The organism is Candidatus Binatia bacterium (assembly GCA_029248525.1).
Lineage (GTDB): Bacteria > Desulfobacterota > Binatia > UBA12015 > UBA12015 > UBA12015.
On record JAQWJE010000033.1, the window covers coordinates 53,741 to 71,011 of the forward strand.

Sequence of the window (17,271 nt, forward strand, 5' to 3'; positions counted from 1 at the left end):
TGGCTCCGGACGCGCTCTGCGCGATAGTGCCCCCCTATGGAATATTTGGCCCCCACCAAGCGCGGAAAGTTCCGCAGCAATCTCGGCTTTATTCTCGCGGCTTCGGGGAGCGCTGTCGGCCTCGGCAATATCTGGAAGTTCCCCTATATCGCTGGCGAATATGGCGGTGGCGCCTTCGTGCTGGTGTATCTCGCGTGCATCGCAGTCGTCGGCCTGCCTCTGCTCTATGCCGAGATGATCATTGGCCGACGCGGTGGCAGCGATGTTCTGGGCAGTCTGCAGAAATTGACAGAGGCTTCGGGCTGGTCGGGAAGGCTGGTCAGTGCAACCGCAGGCGCGATTGCCGTCGCCTCAGGCTTCTTCATTCTCTCCTTCTATTCCGTGGTGGCCGGCTGGGCACTGCATTATCTGGCGATTTCCCTTCAACTCGCAGCTACCCATCCCGATGGGGCCGCGGCGACCTTCGAAGCACTCGCCAGCGACCGCGAGACGTCGGCACTCTGGCACTCCATCTTCATGGTCATGGTCGTCGGCGTGATCGCGGGCGGAGTGCAGCAGGGAATCGAGCGAACCTGCAAGGTCCTGATGCCCGCGCTGATGGTGATTCTACTGGGCCTTCTTGGCTATGTCGCCGCCGCCGGCGGCCTTGACGCCTCCGCTGGCTTTCTCTTCCAACCCGATTTTTCCAAGATCACCGCCGACGCCGTCCTCGAGGCTCTCGGCCATGCCTTCTTCACCCTGTCCCTCGGCATGGGCGCCATGATGACCTACGGGTCTTATCTGGATAGCGATGCCCACCTGATCCGCGACCAGTTTGCGATCGCCTTTCTTGATACAACCATCGCTATCGTCTCAGGCCTGGTCATTTTCGCCGTCGTCTTTGCCATGGGAGCGACACCCGGCGCGGGGCCGGGACTGGTTTTCATCACCCTGCCCGGACTATTTGCCGAGATTCCCGGCGGCGCTTTCGTCGCGATCGCATTTTTCGCGCTCCTCGTTCTGGCCGCCTGGTCGTCGGGAATCTCGCTTCTCGAAGTTGTCGTCGCGGTGGCCGTCGACCGGTTTTCCGTGCCGCGGCCGCTCGCCGCGGTGGGCGTGGGTATCGCCGTCTGGATTCTCGGGATGTTTTCGGCGTTCGATGGTGCCTTTCTTGATTTCATGGACAACCTCACGACCCGCTATATGCTGCCGGTGGTCGGACTTCTGATCGCCATCGCCGCGGGATGGCTGGTCAGCAAGGAGGACCGCGAAGCCGGTTTTCGCGCCCTACCTGGGGGAGGCGTCAGGCTCGCCGCCGTCTGGACGTTTACCATTCGGTGGATCACCCCCACTCTTGTCGTCCTGGTGATTCTCCACGGACTGAAAATCCTGTAGAATGTGAGGATGCCCAGTGATTCGACGATACATGCCGCCATCGACAATTTAGGCCAGACGCTGTCTCAGGCCCTGGGGAGCAACCTCGCCTGCCTTGCGGTCTATGGCAGTGCGGCTGATGATACCTTCCGCCCGGAACATTCCGATATCAACCTGCTTGTCGTTCTTCACGACGTCGCATTCGCCGATCTCGAGCTGATCGGCGAGTTGCTCCGCCCGCAGGCCAGCCCGACATTTCGCCTCGCAACGCCGCTTGTCATCGCGCCCTCGTTTCTGAGGGACGCCCGAGACTCTTTCCCGATCGAACTTGCCGATATCGCGCGGCGACATCGCATGCTCGCGGGCGACGATCTCGTATCCGAAATTCAGGTTTCAACGGCCAGACTGCGAGACGAAGCCGAGCGCGAGGCCCGCGGCAAACTACTTCGCTTGCGTGCGCTGATCATGCACCGGCCCGGAGCCAAAGAAGTCCGCGAAGGGTTGATGGGCCTGCTCTCGAGCTTCACCATCATCGAGCGAGCGCTGATGCAGGAGGACGCCAAGGGACTCGATCTTCTTGAACGTATCGAAGCCCGCCAATCACTTCGCCTGATCAGCCTGCGCAGGCTCCAGAAAATTCGCGATGGCGCAGAATCCTGGCCGGAAGAGGTCTCGCTTCACGATCTCCTCCGAGACACCGCCTCCGAGGTGGAATCTCTGGTCCAGTGGGTCGACCAGCATGAGGGCTGATCGTCGCACGCCGCTTGGCGCAGCCGGCATCGCAGTCCTGCTCGGCAGCCTGCTTTATGCCGCCACGGCCTCAGCCGCTATCGAAGTTCCGCCACCGCAGGGTCCGGTCACGGACACCATGGGAATCCTCCCGGCAAAAACGCGGCAGCAACTAATCCAGCTCGACCGAGAACTTTCGCAAAAAACCGGCGCGCAGATCGCAATCGTGATTGTTGGCAGCACCGGCGAAGAACCTATCTTCGACTACGCGATGGCGATTGCCGAAGCCTACAAGCCCGGAGCTACAGGCAAGGATAACGGGGTCGTTTTTCTCATCGCGACACAGGATCGCAAATTTCAGATCTTGACCGGCTACGGTGTCGAAGGCGCGCTTCCCGACGGCTTCATCGGTGAATTGCGAGACAAGGTCATCCGCCCCTCATTTCGTGCCGGCGATTATGCGGCAGGTGTCGTGAACGCCTCGGCGATTATGGCCCAACGAATTGCCGAAGATAACGGCGTCAAGCTGACCGGGGTTCCCAAGATGGCCGCTCGCCGCCAGAAACCCCAAGAGAAAAACTCCATCGTGCGAGTGCTCATCATTCTGGTCTGGGTCGCCTTCATGCGCTTTGGCACCTCTTACCGCAGCATGCTTGGCGGAGCGCTTCTCGGCTCACATCTCGGCCGACGCTCTCACCACGGCGGTTTCGGGAGCGGTTCCGGGGGAGGCTTTGGCGGAGGCTTCGGAGGCGGTGGTGGGGGCTTTGGCGGATTTGGAGGCGGTGGTTTCGGTGGTGGCGGTGGCGGTGGTAGTTGGTAATTCTCCCCGAACACCAGGGAAAGCCTGCGGGAAGCAAAACCTGCGACAGAACAAGAGAGAGTGCGATGACAACAAGAATCCGAAATTCACCTTTTCTCCCGGCATTTGCCATCTTGCTGGCGACGATGTTCTCCGGCTGCGGCTACAACACGATGGTGCAGGAGCGCGAGGCGATCGATGCAGCATGGGCGCAGGTCGAGAACCAGCTCCAGCGACGCAACGACTTGATCCCCAATCTGGTCGAAACCACCAAAGGTTACGCTGCGCAGGAAAAGGAAATCTTTACGGCAGTCGCCGATGCACGCTCCAAGCTGATCGGCGCCGGAAGTCGCCCGCAACAAATCGATGCTTCCAACCAACTGACAGGGGCTTTATCGCGGCTTCTGGCTATCTCCGAGGCATACCCTCAGCTGAAATCGGACGCGCAATTCATTCGGCTTTCGGACGAACTCGCCGGGACCGAGAACCGCATCGCAACCGAGCGACGGCGGTACAACGAAACCGTCCGCACCTATAATGTGACGATCAAAAGCTTCCCGACAAATTTCTTTGCCGGCTGTTTCGGCTTCGAAAAGCAGACTTATTTTGAAGTCCCGAAAGCCGCCCAAGCTGTGCCGGAGGTGAAGTTCTGAATCATCCAATCGACGAAGGCGTCGCTCAACTCAACGGCCTGAAGTTAGCTTTTCGCACGGAGGGAGAGCGCGCGGGCAAACCCCTCGTATTGGTCCGCGGATTGAGCACACAGATGATTGAATGGAGCCAGCCCCTGCTCGACCAGCTGGTTCTGGATGGGCATTATCTGATCCTCTTTGACAACCGTGATGTCGGTCTCTCCGGCGACTTTGCGAACGTCGCCACCGAGGGGCCCGCCTATTCGATTCGAGATATGGCCGGAGATCTTGTTGGCCTTCTCGACCATCTTGGAGTTGCATCGGCCCATATCGCAGGAATGTCCATGGGAGGCATGATTGTACAGCATGCCGCCCTGGCGTTCCCCGACCGAGTGCGTTCGATGACATCCATCATGTCTTCCAGCGGCAAACCCTCTCTTCCCCCTCCTTCGACCGAGGCCATGTTTTACCTCACAGCAGCCCCCGAGGACCCGGAAAATCGTGAGCAAGTCCTCGCACTCGGCGTCGAAGGTCGTCTCTGTTTCGATGGCCCCGGCTACCCTGTCGATCCGAAAGTCCACAAGGCCAACCTCAAGCAAGCCATGGACCGGGCCTACCGCCCCGATGGTGTCGCACGCCAGCTCGCAGCAATCGCCGCCGATACGGATCGATGCGAACAACTGGCCAGAATCCGTGTACCGACAATGGTGATCCATGGAACCGATGATTCCCTGATCCCCCTGGCGCACGGCCTCGATACAGCAAAATCAATCCCGAATGCACGCATGGAGGTCGTCGAGGGAATGGGCCACGCCCTGCCCGACAGCCTGGCCCCCTTGATCGCCGAGCTGATTCGTTCGCATACCGGAGACGTCGAGAGCCGAACAGCCTCTTAGTCGCTCGCAGTTTCCTGCAAAATTCGGGGGGATCTTTTTGCGTTCGCTCAACTCTCGGAATGATCTCGAGTGCCAATCTTGCGGGCGGGTGCGCCGGCCACGATCGAATAGGGCTCGGTCGAGGCCGTGACCACGGAACCCGCACCGACTACCGTCCCCTGAGCCAGTGAAACGCCTGGCGTGACCACCGCATTCGCTCCGATCCAGCAATCGTCGCCGATCTCGATTTTCGCCTTGCGGTGGCCTTGTTCGATGATTGGCAACGTTGTGCTCAGGTCCCATCGGTGCTGCGAACTTACGACAACGACATTCGGTCCGAACAAGACGTTATCGCCGATGACCAGTCCCCCTCGGCCATCGAAGGTACACCCTGTATTGATATGGTGATTTCGCCCCATCGAGATTCCGTAACTATGGATGAACTGGATTCCTCGCATCATGTAGCCAAAGCCACCGAGGCGCTGAAAAAGAACTTTGTAAAACAGGTAACGAAGAATGAATCCCAGCAAACTGGGGATCGGCCGCAGCAAAGACCCGAGCCATTCCTCGGCGTAGACCGTGACCACCTGACGCGGGGTCATGCTCCCGAGCAGCCTCTGAAACTGCCCGACCACCGTCGGCTTGTGCGGGCTTGTCATCAGCGGGCTCGCCTTGCGGTGACCAGGATCTCGCCGATCGGAAGAGGCCAGGCGTAACCGGCAAGTCGGCGAGGAAGAATCCGTGCGAGGCCACCCACGACCGGGGCCATCGCCGGCAGAAAGTGTCCCAATTGCTCGGCAGCGTAATCCATCGTCAAAGGCTTGTAGGACGGCTGAATCGAAATTTCCTCAAGTGAGGTCTCGGCCAAGAGGCGTCCGATCGTCGCCGGGGTGAAATAATGGATATGGTCCGGCGGCGCGTAGAAGAACCAACGGGGCCCCAGAATTCGTGCAGCAAAACTGGCGATATTCGGCACGGTGATCGCCATCAAGCCGCCTGGTTGCAGCCACTCGCTCATGCGGCGCACGAAAGGAACTGGATCGACCAAATGCTCGACCAGATCGAATGCCGTCACAACCGCGTAGTCCTTGTCTGGTTGGAAATCTTCGACGGCCGATCGGTGGACACGAAGCCCACGCGATTGCGCTTGCGCGACGGCCACGCGAGAAATCTCCAAACCTTCCGCATCGAGACCAACGGCGGAGGCTTCCGCAACAAATGCCCCGGTCGACGCGCCCACATCCAACCATGCCCCCGCGGGTGCTTGCGGCTGCACCATCGAGAATCGACTTGCAGCAATGCCTTGTCGGACTTCATGCGCCGAGGCAAAAGCCGCATATTCGCCGTCTGCGTAGCTCTCATCATGATTGGACTCGACCTCTGATGCGGTCGGCATCGGATCGATAGTGACGAGGCCACAATTGGCACAACGAAGAAAATCCCAGCCCTGCTTGGCAAAGAGCTTCTCGTCCTGAAGCTCCGCGCAAAGTTTGCAGGTCGCCGAGCCGACCGGAGTTTCGGAACAAAGCATCGGCAGCACCTTACCCGCGTTTCTCCGAGAAATCACTGCGAATTCTTTCAGAATCCCAAAACTTGATCGCCCCGGTCAAAATTCAGTCACCAACGTCGCTCCCACCCGGAGGGCGGACGGATCCGCCCCACAGGGATTCAACTATAGCGAATCGGCTTCCCTTTGGATTTCCCATGGTGCGCTACCGCATCGCGGAGGTCGGCCAGAAAGGGTTCGATGATCTTCTCATGCTCGGGGGAGACCATCATATGAAGCGCATCCGGGTCTTTTTGCCGATCCAAATGCCAACCTCGTTCATCCATGACGTCTCCAATCGCCATGATATCGAACACATCAGAGCGGAAGGCTTGGATACTGACCGGAGGGTCACCGACCATCGATAATTCGTCGATCGCCTCGATACCCGCGCGTAGTGCCTGCGCATTTCGGAGAGTTTTCCCCGCGAGGCGCATATACCCCTCCTCGCCCAGATAGTTCATGACCGCCCAAGCGGCCGCGATGGGTGCCGCAGGTCGCGCGCCGGCAAGTGCCGGCGAGCCGTAGAGCCCGCCAGGCCATTGATCAAACAAGAATATCTGGTGTCGCAACATGGATTTGTCACGATGCGAGATCACCGAAGCTCCCTTGGTCGAAAACCCGTATTTATGGACATCCGCCGAGATCGTGGTCACTCCCTCGACTCGAAAATCCCAGGGCGGCACGTCATGGCCGAGTTTCTCCAAAAACGGCAGCAGAAACCCCCCGACGCAGGCATCCGTATGAAAAGAAGCATCCGCATCCATTGCGATAGCTGCGAGCTCCGGAATCGGATCGATCATCCCGTGCGGATAGTTCGGGGCCGACCCCACGATCAGGATTGTCCGCGGCGAGACCAACCCACGAACGGCCTCGACATCGACCCGCAGATCTTCGGCCAAAGGTGCTTGTCGGAGTTGCACGCCAAGATACTCGGCCGCCTTGGCGAATGCCGGATGCGCCGACACCGGGGTGATCATCTCCGGATCCTCTACCCCTCGCTCCTCCCGCGCGCGATTCCTCGCGGCCTTCACCGACATGAGGATACTTTCAGTCCCCCCCGAAGTCAGAGTGCCCCCTGCCTCTTCCGGAGCGTGGAGAAGATCACGTGTCATCCCGCAAATCTCCTTCTCCATATTCGCCAGACTGGGGAAGCGAAATGGATTCAAAGCATTCTCGTAGACATAGAGTTCATTGGCCGCGCGGAGAACGGCATCCACATCTTCACCTGCCGGGTAGACAAGACTCCAGGTTCGGCCGCCCCGCCAATCCGCATCTTCGCGCTTGCGCGCCCGCATGCGATCGAAAATTTCCTCTGGATCAGAGCCCTGTATCGGTAACTTCATTTTCTACTCCTTGGTCAGAATGCCCGGCACGAATCTTCTGGAGATTATAGCCATGCTCGGCCGCCTCGAAAAAGGATCTCGAACCCGGTAGTTTCGAAAGCATGCGACTCATACCCTTTCTGCTCGCCTTGTCCCTCTCTTTCGCTCGACCTGCCGTGGCTGCTCCTGACTTCGCGGCTGCCGGGCTCACGGTGCGGGAACTACTGGGAGAACTCGTGGCCGCGGATACCACCAACCCGCCCGGCAATGAGGCCCGGATCGCAAGAATCGGGGAAAATCGACTCCTGGCGGCCGGGATCCCCGCGCGGCGGACAGAATTTGCCCCGGGGCGCGAAAATCTCGTCGCGCGACTCAAGGGAAATGGATCGGAAGAGCCCCTCCTGCTGATTGCCCATATCGATGTCGTAGGTGCCCGAGCCGAGGCCTGGGCGACCTCACCCCACGAAATGGTAGAAAAAGACGGATACCTCTATGGGCGCGGCGTTGCCGACGATCTGGGGATGGCCGCTGTCGAACTGGTGGTCCTCGAACTTCTGAAGACCAATCAGGTCAAACTGCGACGGGACGTGATCATGGCCTGGACCGGCGATGAAGAAAGCGGTGGCGCCGGCATTCAATGGCTTTTCAAAAACGAGCCGGACAGTATCCGTGCCGCCGGCGCCCTTAACGAAGGAGGTGGCCTGCGCCTCAACACAGCCGGCGTGCCGGCTCGAATCGATCTCCAAACCGCCGAGAAAATCTACGAAGATTTCACCCTCACCGTCGAGGGACCCTCGGGGCATTCCTCGGTGCCTTTGCCGGAGAATGCGATCTATCGGTTGGCTCGCGCACTGGTTCGCCTCGAGGCACATTCCTTCCCGCCACAGCTGTTGCCGGTGACGCGCGCCTGGCTTCAGGCCCGCGCATCGATTGAGGATGCCCCGACGGCCACGGCGATGCGAACGCTGGCAGAAGCCGAAGGTACCTTACCTCAGGAACCTCTGGATATGCTGATGAGCGATCCGCTCATCGCAGCGAGCCTGCAAACGACCTGCGTCGCGACCCTCCTGCAGGCTGGCAGTCGCGTCAATGCACTACCCGGACAGGCGTCGGCCAACCTCAACTGCCGTATCCTCCCCGATAGCTCACCCACCGCTGTACAGCAGGAACTGACCGCCGTGATCGATGACCCGAAAGTGAAGATCGAGGCGACTGGCAACTTCGGTTCCGGAGCCCCCTCACCCTTGGCCGGAGAGATTCCGGAAGCGATTATCCGCGTCAGCAAGGCCACCTGGCCTGACATCCAACTGGTTCCTTTCATGTCGCGCGGTGCGACCGACTCGCGCTTTCTTCGCGCAGCCGGGATTCCGTCCTACGGAATCAGTCCAATTCTGATCTCCGATGAAGATGGTAGCCGGATGCACGGCGTCGATGAGCGAATCCCGGCAAAAAGCCTCCAGCCAGCGGTGGAATTCCTGTACGCTCTGGTCGTTGATCTCGCCGGAGCGAAGGAGCCCTAGGCCCCTATTTTCAGGCTCTCGCCCGGAAGCGCGGTGCCCCTTGCCGGCCCCCCGGTCGACGCGCCTCGATCGCTCCACTCTCGTCGAGAAGGGCTCGATATTGCTCCAAAGTCCCTTTGGCTGAATGTTCCCAGGTCCAACGTTCCAACACGCGACGACGGCCGGCATGACGGATTTTCTCACGCAACTCGGGTTGGTCCATAGCAACACCGATTCGCTCCGCGAGCGCCAGGCTATTTCCCGGCTCGACCAGAAGAGCGGTCTCACCATCGGGGCCAACCACTTCGGGCAACGCGCCACCGGTAGTCGCCACCAGGGGCACCCCACAGCACATCAACTCTACAGCGGGCAGAGAGAACCCTTCGTAAAGCGAAGGGACGACACCCACCTCTGCTTCATTGAAAATTTCGATGAGGCGCTCGTCACTGACCCCTTTGATGAAAGTGACAGCATCCTGAATTCCCAGCTTCTCGATCGTGCGAGCCGCGGGACCGTCCGGCCTCAACTTGCCGATCACCACGAGGTCAACATCGCGGTCACGGCGCAACATTGCCAAGGCTTCCAGCAGGAACTTCAGCCCCTTCATCGCGGCATCAGCACTCGCGGTTGTCACCAGGCGACCCTTTTTCGGGGCTATATTCGGCAACGGTCGAAACAACTCCTGATCCACACCGACCGGAACCACATGCATCCGATCCATGGGAATCTTGTGGTCGCGATGGATATCGGCAAGCGAATTCTCCGAGACGGTGACCAGGCGCGAGATATCTCGAGCAACTCTCGTCTGCATATCCGTAAACGAGTACCAGCGGTCTTTGAAAAATCGCTCACGCCAGTTGCTCGCAGCCTCCCATTCCAGGCGACGGTCGACGGTGGTCGGGTGGTGAATCGTCCCAAGCACCGGGAGGCCGGCCCGCTGGAGGCCCAGCAGCCCCGAACCCAAAGATTGATTATCCTGCGCCAGATCGAATTCATTGATTCGAGGAATCAGGGCCTGACGAGCGCGCACACTGAAAGCCAGAGGCTCCGGAAATTGTCCGGTCAGGAACTTTCCGAACTCTACCCAGTCCCCCCAGGACTTCATCTGATGCGGTCGGGGCAGGCGCAGAGGGTGCTTTTCATTATAAAAGTCGAGGCTGGGCAATGCGTGCAGGGGCACACGCGGGTCAGTCTCCGGCCATTCCGGGCCAGAAAAAACCTCGACCGAGTGACCGAGATCCGTCATCGCACGCGTGAGCTGCCGGGTATAAACCCCCTGCCCGCCAACCGTTTTCTTGCCCCGATAGGTCAGAAAGGCAATGCGCAGGGGAAGATCCGTATCCATTCTCTGACTGTCGGGGTTAGCGAGGCTGCGGGCAACCCCGCGACCTCAGCGCCGCCGCGTGAGCCAGGCCACGAGAATGACGCCTGCACCGCCGATTCCGCACATGACGAGAAAGCGCGGCCATGGCCAGGAGCGGGCACCCGGCACCCGGGGCACCGAAGGCGCCTCGATCATATCCCCAACCAAAGTCGCCGTTGCCTGATCCTCAACCCGGGCCAGATCCTCCAAGGCCCAGGCCAGTCCCTCGCCGGAGCTCACTCCGACCATTGAAGACACCACCACATCCGGAGCGGGTGGTGTTTTCAGCAAACCGTCGACATACCCCGCACTGCCCATGCCTCCCGGAACCACAATACGAGACATGGTGGGGAAAACCGATTCGTCCGCGCGAACCATCAGGGGCAGCCCGGCGCGGGATCGGATCAGCTTGTCTCGATCCCCGACCGTCGCGACTTCTGCTGTCAATGAGCGTGGATAAGTCTCCAACAAGGCCGCCAAATGAAGATCGTCAGCACCCTCGGGAACCGCGATTGCCATCGGCGTCGCGGATGTAAGAAAGCAACCATTAAGCAAAAGGATGCCGATCTCGGTCAGAGAAATGACCGGCATGGGCCATTCCTTCGGTAGGGATTCGATCCCCAGATTTTCTCTGGCACGAGTCTCGGCGGGCAATCCTCCAAAACGGCGGACCGCCGCGAGGGTCCCCTCCAGTGCGGCTGTCACACCAGCCGTGCTGATCAATCCCTCCTCCTCGAGGTAGCGAGTGCCTGCCACCCAACGGGTATTCGGGTAGTTCCGGGCGAGACTCGACATCGACCAAAAATGGGTTGTCGAGCGCTGTCCCTCCAGAAGCCCCGCCGCGGCCAACGTCCGGGCCGCCTCGCTGATCGATACCAGCGGTGTTCCCTGATCGACTCGCGCACGGATCCACTCGATCAAAACCTCGGATTGCGCATCGAGAAAAAATGGCACCACTAGAAAGTCCGGGGCTTCCGGGTGAATTTCGGCCCAGCTTTCAAAGGAATAATCAGGCAGGACGTCCAGTCCACCTGTCAGAGGGGATATACGCCGCTCGGGCGCGACCGTCACCACCTCAAACGCCTCGGATGCCTGCAAAACCGCGTAGGGCAACAAGACATCCGCGGCCTCAGTGCCTCGGTTGCTGAGAAGAATCACCGCGACCGGACGATCCCCAATCGCAGGCGACTCGGTGAATTCAACAACCGGCGGAGGTGCGCCAGGGTACTGCACCATCCGCTGCATCGCCCCGAAGCTGCGCCAACCAGCGACGACAAGGATGGGCAGGATAAATCCCAGCACCAACAAAATCGGGCGAGCGAGTCGATTCATACTTCAACGTTGCGCGTGGCTGCTGCCGGCGCAAGTCCTCGGGTACCGCGGGAAAGCGGAAGAAGACTCGCACCGCGACCGTCCTCAATCCGTAGCGAGCAGCTCATCTCGGTTTCGGTAGCCGCGAAGCATGGGATCCTCGGCAAGCACAAAGCGAACCCGCCTTCTCTCCAGCGATGCATCAACAGCTTCCACGCGCAGAGAGTCGCCCAGTCGAAAGCGCCTGCCACCGCGTATCGAGGTGAGAATCTTCAATCGCTCATCGAAGCGAAACTGCCCGGGCAAATCGTCGAGAGCGATCAAGCCCTCGACGGGGTAGGAATTCAGCTCCACAAAAATCCCGAACTTCTCAACGCCGACGATCGTCGCCGACTCTTCTTCCAGCAGATGGTCGAGCATCAGTTCTGCCTTCTTCAAATCGACCATCGCACGCTCGGCGTCCATGGAGCGACGCTCGGCGTCCGAATTTTCACCGCAAAGCCTCTCCAGCTCCTCCGCACAGCTTTGGGCGGCCGAGATTTCTCCATCGAGGATACGGCCGATCTGACGGTGGACAAGAAGGTCCGGGTAGCGCCGAATCGGCGAGGTAAAATGACAATAGGAGGAGAATGCCAGACCGAAATGGCCTTCATTTTTCGTGGTATAGCGGGCCTGCTTCAGGCTCCGCAGAACCTGTCGCGAGAGGACGCGCGAGAGTCGATGCTCCGCCAGATCGTGAAGGGCGCGCTGGATATCCTTTGGCTGAATCTCGCCACTGTAGTGAATGCGGAGGCCCAGAGGTGCGAGAAGTTGGTTGAGGTCATCGATCGAGCTCGCATCCGGCGACTCATGAACCCGATAGGGCTGTGGAACACGCTTCGCTTCGAGGAACTCGGCAACTGCACAATTCGCCTCGAGCATCATTTCTTCGATCATCCGGTGCGCATCGTTTCGGGGTGCAAGCCGGGCGCCCACAGCTCGGCCCTCTTCCGAAAGATCCAGCAGAGCTTCGGGCAAGTCCAGATCGAGGGAACCCGCGTTAACGCGGCGTTGGTGCAAGCGCCGCATGAGCTCTCGCATCGATTGCAACATCGGCAGGATCGCCGCCAGTTGCTCCCGCTCTGCCTCGATTTCCGGCGTCGTTACTTCGGACAAGAGAGTCGCAACCTGAGTGTAGGTGAGGCGGGCCGCGCTACGGATCACGGCCCGATAGACCTGGACATCGAGTCGACCGCCGCGGCCGTCGTGCACCATTTCAGCAACCAGAACCAGTCGGTCACGATTCGGCATCAGAGAGCATAGCTCCGTCGAAAGCCGCTCCGGCAACATCGGGATCGCGCGGTCGGGGAAGTAAGTGCTGGTGCCGCGCGCAACCGCCTCCTGATCCAGCAACGAACCCGGGCGCACGTAATGCGAGACATCCGCGATAGCTACGCTGAGACGCGAAAGGCCTTCCGGCAGTTGCTCCAGATGAACCGCATCATCGAAATCTCGCGCGCTCTCGCCGTCGATCGTGACAAACGGAACGTTGCGCAAATCTCGACGACCCGGGAATTCCTTGGGGTCGGGATCACTGGGCAGCTCCGCGGCGGCTTGCTGCAAAGCTTCATCAAACTCCAACCTCAACCCGGCTTCGAGTGCGATATGCAGGACCTGCACCTCGGGGTCGGCGAGATCGCCGAGAATCCGAACGACTTCCCCCTTGGCACCTGTTCGAGCTGACGGCACCTCGGTCAAACGGACCAAAGCGTTGGAGCCTTCGGCCGCGGCGTCCAACTCGCGGCCGCCGACAATTTCCAGCATCGGTAAACGATCATCGTGAGGAACAACCCGAAACTTCGGAGCCCCCGAGCCATCCCTGCGAAAAACGCTTTCGACGCGACCAAGAATATGTTGGTTCGCCTGCTCCAGAACGGCGACGATCTGACCTGTGGAACGTCCGGTTTCCGGATCGAAGCGACGGACCTCGACGCGAACCTTGTCCCCGTGCAGAGCGCCGGCCTCCCCGCCGCGGGGCACGAAGACATCGCCGCCGATTTTCTCCCTGTCTTCGCCTGTCGTTGCCACGAAACCAAACCCGGCACGTGCGCGACTATAGCGCCCCTGCATGACCATCGGCTCGGACGACCCAGTCTCGCTGCGGGATCGGCTGCGGCGGCGCGGCACGCGCTTTCGAGCGACTTCCGTTGCCGCACGCCAGCGATTTTTACCAATCCGTGTCAGCTTTCCCTGAACCGCAGCTTTCGCCAATATGGATTCGAATTCCCGACGATCCCAGCGATCCATCCCCAGTTGGCGCGCCATTTCCTTCATCGTCAGAGATCGAGGAGCCTCGCGTGCAAGCACGTTCTGAAGGTCTTCTGACAGATTCCGGGGGGTTTTCGAGCGAGCCACCCTGCCATCTTAGCCTGCCACCGCGCATTCTGCTGCCCGCTCGCATCGCCAAGGCTCTGCGGGCTATAAAGCCTGCAATATGCACGTTTTGCTGCTCCTTTTTTTGCTCCTCCCGCAGGCGGCCTCCGGTGAGATCAGCCCGAAGGGCGACCCCGCGAGCGGAGGCTCGCTCACTCCGGTCGAAATCACTCGGATCGAGAAAGTCATTACCCTCAACCAGGAGCTCCTCGGCGCGCAGGATCGGGAGTATTGCCCCCGAGGTAAAGAGGCCTGCCTGCAGACTTTGCGAGGGGAGGTCCCCCGGCGGCTGATCCGCCCGTTTCGGATTGAGAGTCTTTGGCCCGAATCGAAAGCCGGCAGTGAATGGCCGACCCGCATCAGACCTCGCGACCCCCGGCGTTTACAGGTTCGGGTCCATTGGCAGCGTGGTGCGGGAACTGCTTCCCGGAGCGTGCCACTTCTGATCTTCAGCCGATCTCTGGCAGAGGGAACAGAAAGCTGCGTCTTTCCCATCGAGCACTGGGAATGGTCCGCCATGGATCGACCCGAACGCTTCGCGATGGCACCACAAGGAATCTGCGGCGAGAAGCAACTCAATGTGGTCGAGCTACTTTTGAGCCTGGATCCCGATCGACCGATCTGGGCGATTCGCTTTCTATCACCCGAAGAAGGTCAGAAATGGATCGACGGCTCCAGCCAGGACCTGCGACGGGAAGGGACCTGGACCGCCGGCTACCCCTACGCAAAATTCTTCTTTCTGGAATCCATGCGATGGTGGCGCGGCGGAGACGGCAAACCCTCAACCCGCTATAACGCCGCGGTTCGATTTCCCGACCTGCCGCTGCGCGACCTCCAACGCCTGTCCCGAAGCGGAGAGGCCTTCCTTGACCTCTATGAAGAAGGCGCTCAGGTCGAGTTGACCATCGTGAACCGCAAAGGATTGGAGGAGGCGCTTCGCTGGCCGATAGAGTTTCTGATCGACCAGGCGCCGGCTCACGCGACCCGCCCCGATCTGCAACCAGCACCCCCGCCGTCCCGAAGCAGGACAGATCCCGGCTGCTTGAATCGTGACCCGCACCTATGCAAAACCGGGAGCCCAAACTTCTAGCGCATCATCGACCAGAACGGGGACGCCGAGCTCTTTATGAGTTGGCGCTTTCATTGGATTCTCCCTTAGCTGGCCCAGCCGATATATTTCGTTTCCGTATAGGTATCGAGAGCAAACCGGCCGCCATCGCGTCCCTGCCCGCTCATCTTGAAACCGCCAAAAGGTGCTTGCGGGTTCGGCGGTGCACCATTGATCTGAACGGTACCGGTGCGCAAGGCACGTGCCACGCGCATCCCGCGGAGGGGGTCCTTCGTCCACACATAGCCGTAGAGGCCGAAATCGGAATCATTGGCAATCGCGATTGCTTCCGCTTCGTCCTTGAAAGGAATGGCGATAACGACGGGACCGAAAATCTCCTCGCGCGCCACCTTCATCTGATTATGCGCGTCGGTAATCAAAGTCGGTTCGAAATAATAACCCTTTTCCATGGAGGCAGGACGACCACCACCGCAAGCAATCGTCGCCCCTTCGGCGCGTGCCGATTCGACATAAGCCTCGATCCGTTCGAGTTGCGCTCTCGAGATGACCGGCCCGACCTGAATACCCTCTTCATAGGGCGATCCGATCTTGAGTTGACTGGCCGCGCCAGCCAACTTCGCCGTGAAATCGTCGTAAAGACTCTCTTGCACCAGAACCCGCGTACCGGCGATACAAATCTGCCCTGCGTGAAAGGCAAAGACGCTCATGGCGCCGCGCAAGGCGCCGGCGATATCACAATCGTCGAACACGATATTGGCAGACTTTCCGCCCAGCTCCTGCAAGGTGCGCTTCATGGTCCGCCCCGAAACCTCCTCGATCCGAGCCCCCACAGCGGTTGATCCGGTGAAGGAAACCATGTCGACATCCGGGGAGGTGGTCAGCGCCTCGCCCAGCTCCGGGGCAGGTCCGGAGATGAAATTGACGACACCCGGTGGCAGGTGTTCGGCCACAATCCTCGCCAGTTCGGTCATCCCGAGAGGATCCTGCGGGGGGGGCTTGATAACGACGGTATTACCGCAGGCCAAGGCAGGCCCGATTTTGCCCGCGCAATTGGTCATGGGGAAATTATAAGGGCTGATGCACGCCACCACCCCGAGAGGCTCGCGCACCACAATCCCTGCAGCCAATGAGGCGCTGGAACCCGCGACGGGCTCGCGACAAATCGGAGGCAGGCCTGTCGTATCCTCTTCCCGAGCGTGCTGGGCGTACATTTCGAAACGCTCGGCAACGTGCAGAATCTGCAGATGGAGAGCGTAGCTCTTCAGAGCACCCGTCTCCGCAATCGTCATTTCTTCCAGCGACGGCGCGGCCTTCCGGAAGGCTGCCGCGACGTTGGCCAACGCTTCACCTCTCTCGGCACCACTCATCCGGGGCCAGGGCCCCTCGTCAAACGCATGTCTCGCCGCGGCAGCCGCCGCCTCAACCTGCGCCACCGAGCAATTCGGGGCTTTCCCCGCGAGCTCTTCGGTTGCCGGGTTCAGGATATCGTAGGTACCGCCATCGGCCGGGATCCAGTCCCCGCCGACAAGAATATTGCTGAAATTTGGTGTCGCCATGCTTTTTCTCATAGCCTCGAGTCTCTTTTCGGGCAAAGGGTTCGATCAGTCGAATTAACGAATTGCGATTCGGAAAATCAATTTGCCAATTCCCAAGCAGCTGTTGTAATTCTGTGGCTCAAAGATTGGCTCCATGAATACACGCGCTGAACCAAAAGACCTGGAAACCGAGCACCCCCGAGAAGCCGCGCGGGAGGCCAAGGCGGCCCTCTATCGCGAACATATCCTGGCAATGGCGGAACAAGTCTTCGGCGAACAGGGCTACCAGCGCGCGAAGGTCCAGGATATTTCGCAACGGGCCGGCCTGTCGATGGGCTCGATCTACGCCCTTTTCCCGGGAAAGCAGCAGATATTCGATGACATCATGGAAAAGCGGCGTCTCGAATTTCTCGAAATCATTCGGGAACATACCGCGAAATACGAAGCTCCCCTTGAATGCCTCGAGGCGCTGTCGCGAGCATTTATAGGATATTTTCACGAACATCGTGATTTTCTCCGGATGCAACTCCAGCTTGGCGCTGCCTGGGCGGACGGAGCCATTCCGGCCAAGGCACGTCATCACTCGGAAGTGGCGGCTGAAATTCACGATCTACAGTTGCGTATCTTTCAAAAGGGCGTCGCAACCGGTGCCTTCATCGAGGAAGACCCCGCCTATCTGGAAACTCTTTTCAGCGGCATCGACCAGATCCACCTTGGTCATTGGCTTTCGCATGGCGGCACAGAAACTGTCGAGGAGCTCACCGAGCGCTTCCTGCGCATTCTGCGTCGTACTTTCGTCCGCACAGACAATTAGGAGAGAAAA

At 59.8% G+C, this 17,271-nt stretch carries 15 protein-coding genes; 8 read left to right on the forward strand and 7 right to left on the reverse strand.

Annotation, left to right across the window (positions count from 1 at the left end; all coding sequences use genetic code 11):
• Window positions 1-36 precede the first annotated feature (36 nt).
• The 5 genes from P8K07_06735 to P8K07_06755 all read left to right on the forward strand — a co-directional run bounded on the left by P8K07_06735 (window position 37) and on the right by P8K07_06755 (window position 4,409).
• On the forward strand, window positions 37-1,374 hold the full coding sequence (locus tag P8K07_06735; GenBank protein ID MDG1958215.1) for a sodium-dependent transporter: 1,338 nt from the start codon (window positions 37-39) through the stop codon (window positions 1,372-1,374).
• A gap of 9 nt (window positions 1,375-1,383) precedes the next feature.
• Window positions 1,384-2,103: a hypothetical protein gene (locus tag P8K07_06740; protein ID MDG1958216.1), complete on the forward strand. Its 720-nt coding sequence runs from the start codon at window positions 1,384-1,386 to the stop codon at window positions 2,101-2,103.
• Entirely contained in the window at window positions 2,093-2,902 is an 810-nt protein-coding gene (locus P8K07_06745; protein MDG1958217.1) for a TPM domain-containing protein, read from the forward strand. The genes P8K07_06740 and P8K07_06745 overlap by 11 nt, the downstream gene beginning before the upstream one ends.
• 65 nt (window positions 2,903-2,967) lie before the next feature.
• Complete coding sequence (locus P8K07_06750; GenBank protein ID MDG1958218.1) at window positions 2,968-3,534, forward strand: LemA family protein; 567 nt, start codon at window positions 2,968-2,970, stop codon at window positions 3,532-3,534.
• Window positions 3,535-3,623: 89 nt separating this feature from the next.
• Window positions 3,624-4,409 carry an alpha/beta fold hydrolase gene (locus P8K07_06755; GenBank protein ID MDG1958219.1) on the forward strand — a complete coding sequence of 262 codons (786 nt, stop codon included), beginning with the start codon at window positions 3,624-3,626 and terminating at the stop codon, window positions 4,407-4,409.
• 47 nt (window positions 4,410-4,456) lie between these two features.
• On the opposite strand, the gene P8K07_06760 is transcribed toward P8K07_06755, so the two are convergent.
• From P8K07_06760 to P8K07_06770, 3 genes are all read right to left on the reverse strand, one after another.
• Window positions 4,457-5,047, reverse strand: coding sequence for an acyltransferase (locus tag P8K07_06760; GenBank protein MDG1958220.1), 591 nt, complete (start codon window positions 5,045-5,047; stop codon window positions 4,457-4,459).
• A complete protein-coding gene (locus tag P8K07_06765; protein ID MDG1958221.1) occupies window positions 5,047-5,919 on the reverse strand; it encodes a class I SAM-dependent methyltransferase in 873 nt (290 codons plus the stop codon). The genes P8K07_06760 and P8K07_06765 overlap by 1 nt, the downstream gene beginning before the upstream one ends.
• A gap of 137 nt (window positions 5,920-6,056) precedes the next feature.
• Complete coding sequence (locus P8K07_06770; GenBank protein MDG1958222.1) at window positions 6,057-7,280, reverse strand: aspartate aminotransferase family protein; 1,224 nt, start codon at window positions 7,278-7,280, stop codon at window positions 6,057-6,059.
• Window positions 7,281-7,381: 101 nt separating this feature from the next.
• Between P8K07_06770 and P8K07_06775 the strand changes: the two genes are divergently transcribed.
• Window positions 7,382-8,779: a M20/M25/M40 family metallo-hydrolase gene (locus P8K07_06775; protein ID MDG1958223.1), complete on the forward strand. Its 1,398-nt coding sequence runs from the start codon at window positions 7,382-7,384 to the stop codon at window positions 8,777-8,779.
• Between the two features lie 10 nt (window positions 8,780-8,789).
• Here P8K07_06775 and P8K07_06780 read toward each other — a convergent pair whose 3' ends face one another.
• The 3 genes from P8K07_06780 to rnr all read right to left on the reverse strand — a co-directional run bounded on the left by P8K07_06780 (window position 8,790) and on the right by rnr (window position 13,826).
• A complete protein-coding gene (locus tag P8K07_06780) occupies window positions 8,790-10,103 on the reverse strand; it encodes a glycosyltransferase family 4 protein (GenBank protein MDG1958224.1) in 1,314 nt (437 codons plus the stop codon).
• 45 nt (window positions 10,104-10,148) lie between these two features.
• Window positions 10,149-11,453 carry a DJ-1/PfpI family protein gene (locus P8K07_06785; GenBank protein ID MDG1958225.1) on the reverse strand — a complete coding sequence of 435 codons (1,305 nt, stop codon included), beginning with the start codon at window positions 11,451-11,453 and terminating at the stop codon, window positions 10,149-10,151.
• 84 nt (window positions 11,454-11,537) lie between these two features.
• Window positions 11,538-13,826, reverse strand: a complete 2,289-nt coding sequence (gene rnr / locus P8K07_06790) for a ribonuclease R (GenBank protein MDG1958226.1) — start codon at window positions 13,824-13,826, stop codon at window positions 11,538-11,540.
• A 79-nt stretch (window positions 13,827-13,905) separates the two neighbouring features.
• On the opposite strand from rnr, the gene P8K07_06795 reads away from it, so the two are divergent.
• Complete coding sequence (locus P8K07_06795) at window positions 13,906-14,934, forward strand: hypothetical protein (GenBank protein ID MDG1958227.1); 1,029 nt, start codon at window positions 13,906-13,908, stop codon at window positions 14,932-14,934.
• Window positions 14,935-14,999: 65 nt separating this feature from the next.
• Here P8K07_06795 and P8K07_06800 read toward each other — a convergent pair whose 3' ends face one another.
• Entirely contained in the window at window positions 15,000-16,469 is a 1,470-nt protein-coding gene (locus tag P8K07_06800; GenBank protein ID MDG1958228.1) for an aldehyde dehydrogenase family protein, read from the reverse strand.
• 133 nt (window positions 16,470-16,602) lie between these two features.
• Here P8K07_06800 and P8K07_06805 point away from each other — a divergent pair, with 133 nt between their 5' ends.
• Window positions 16,603-17,262: a TetR/AcrR family transcriptional regulator gene (locus P8K07_06805; protein MDG1958229.1), complete on the forward strand. Its 660-nt coding sequence runs from the start codon at window positions 16,603-16,605 to the stop codon at window positions 17,260-17,262.
• The last annotated feature ends 9 nt before the right edge of the window (window positions 17,263-17,271 follow it).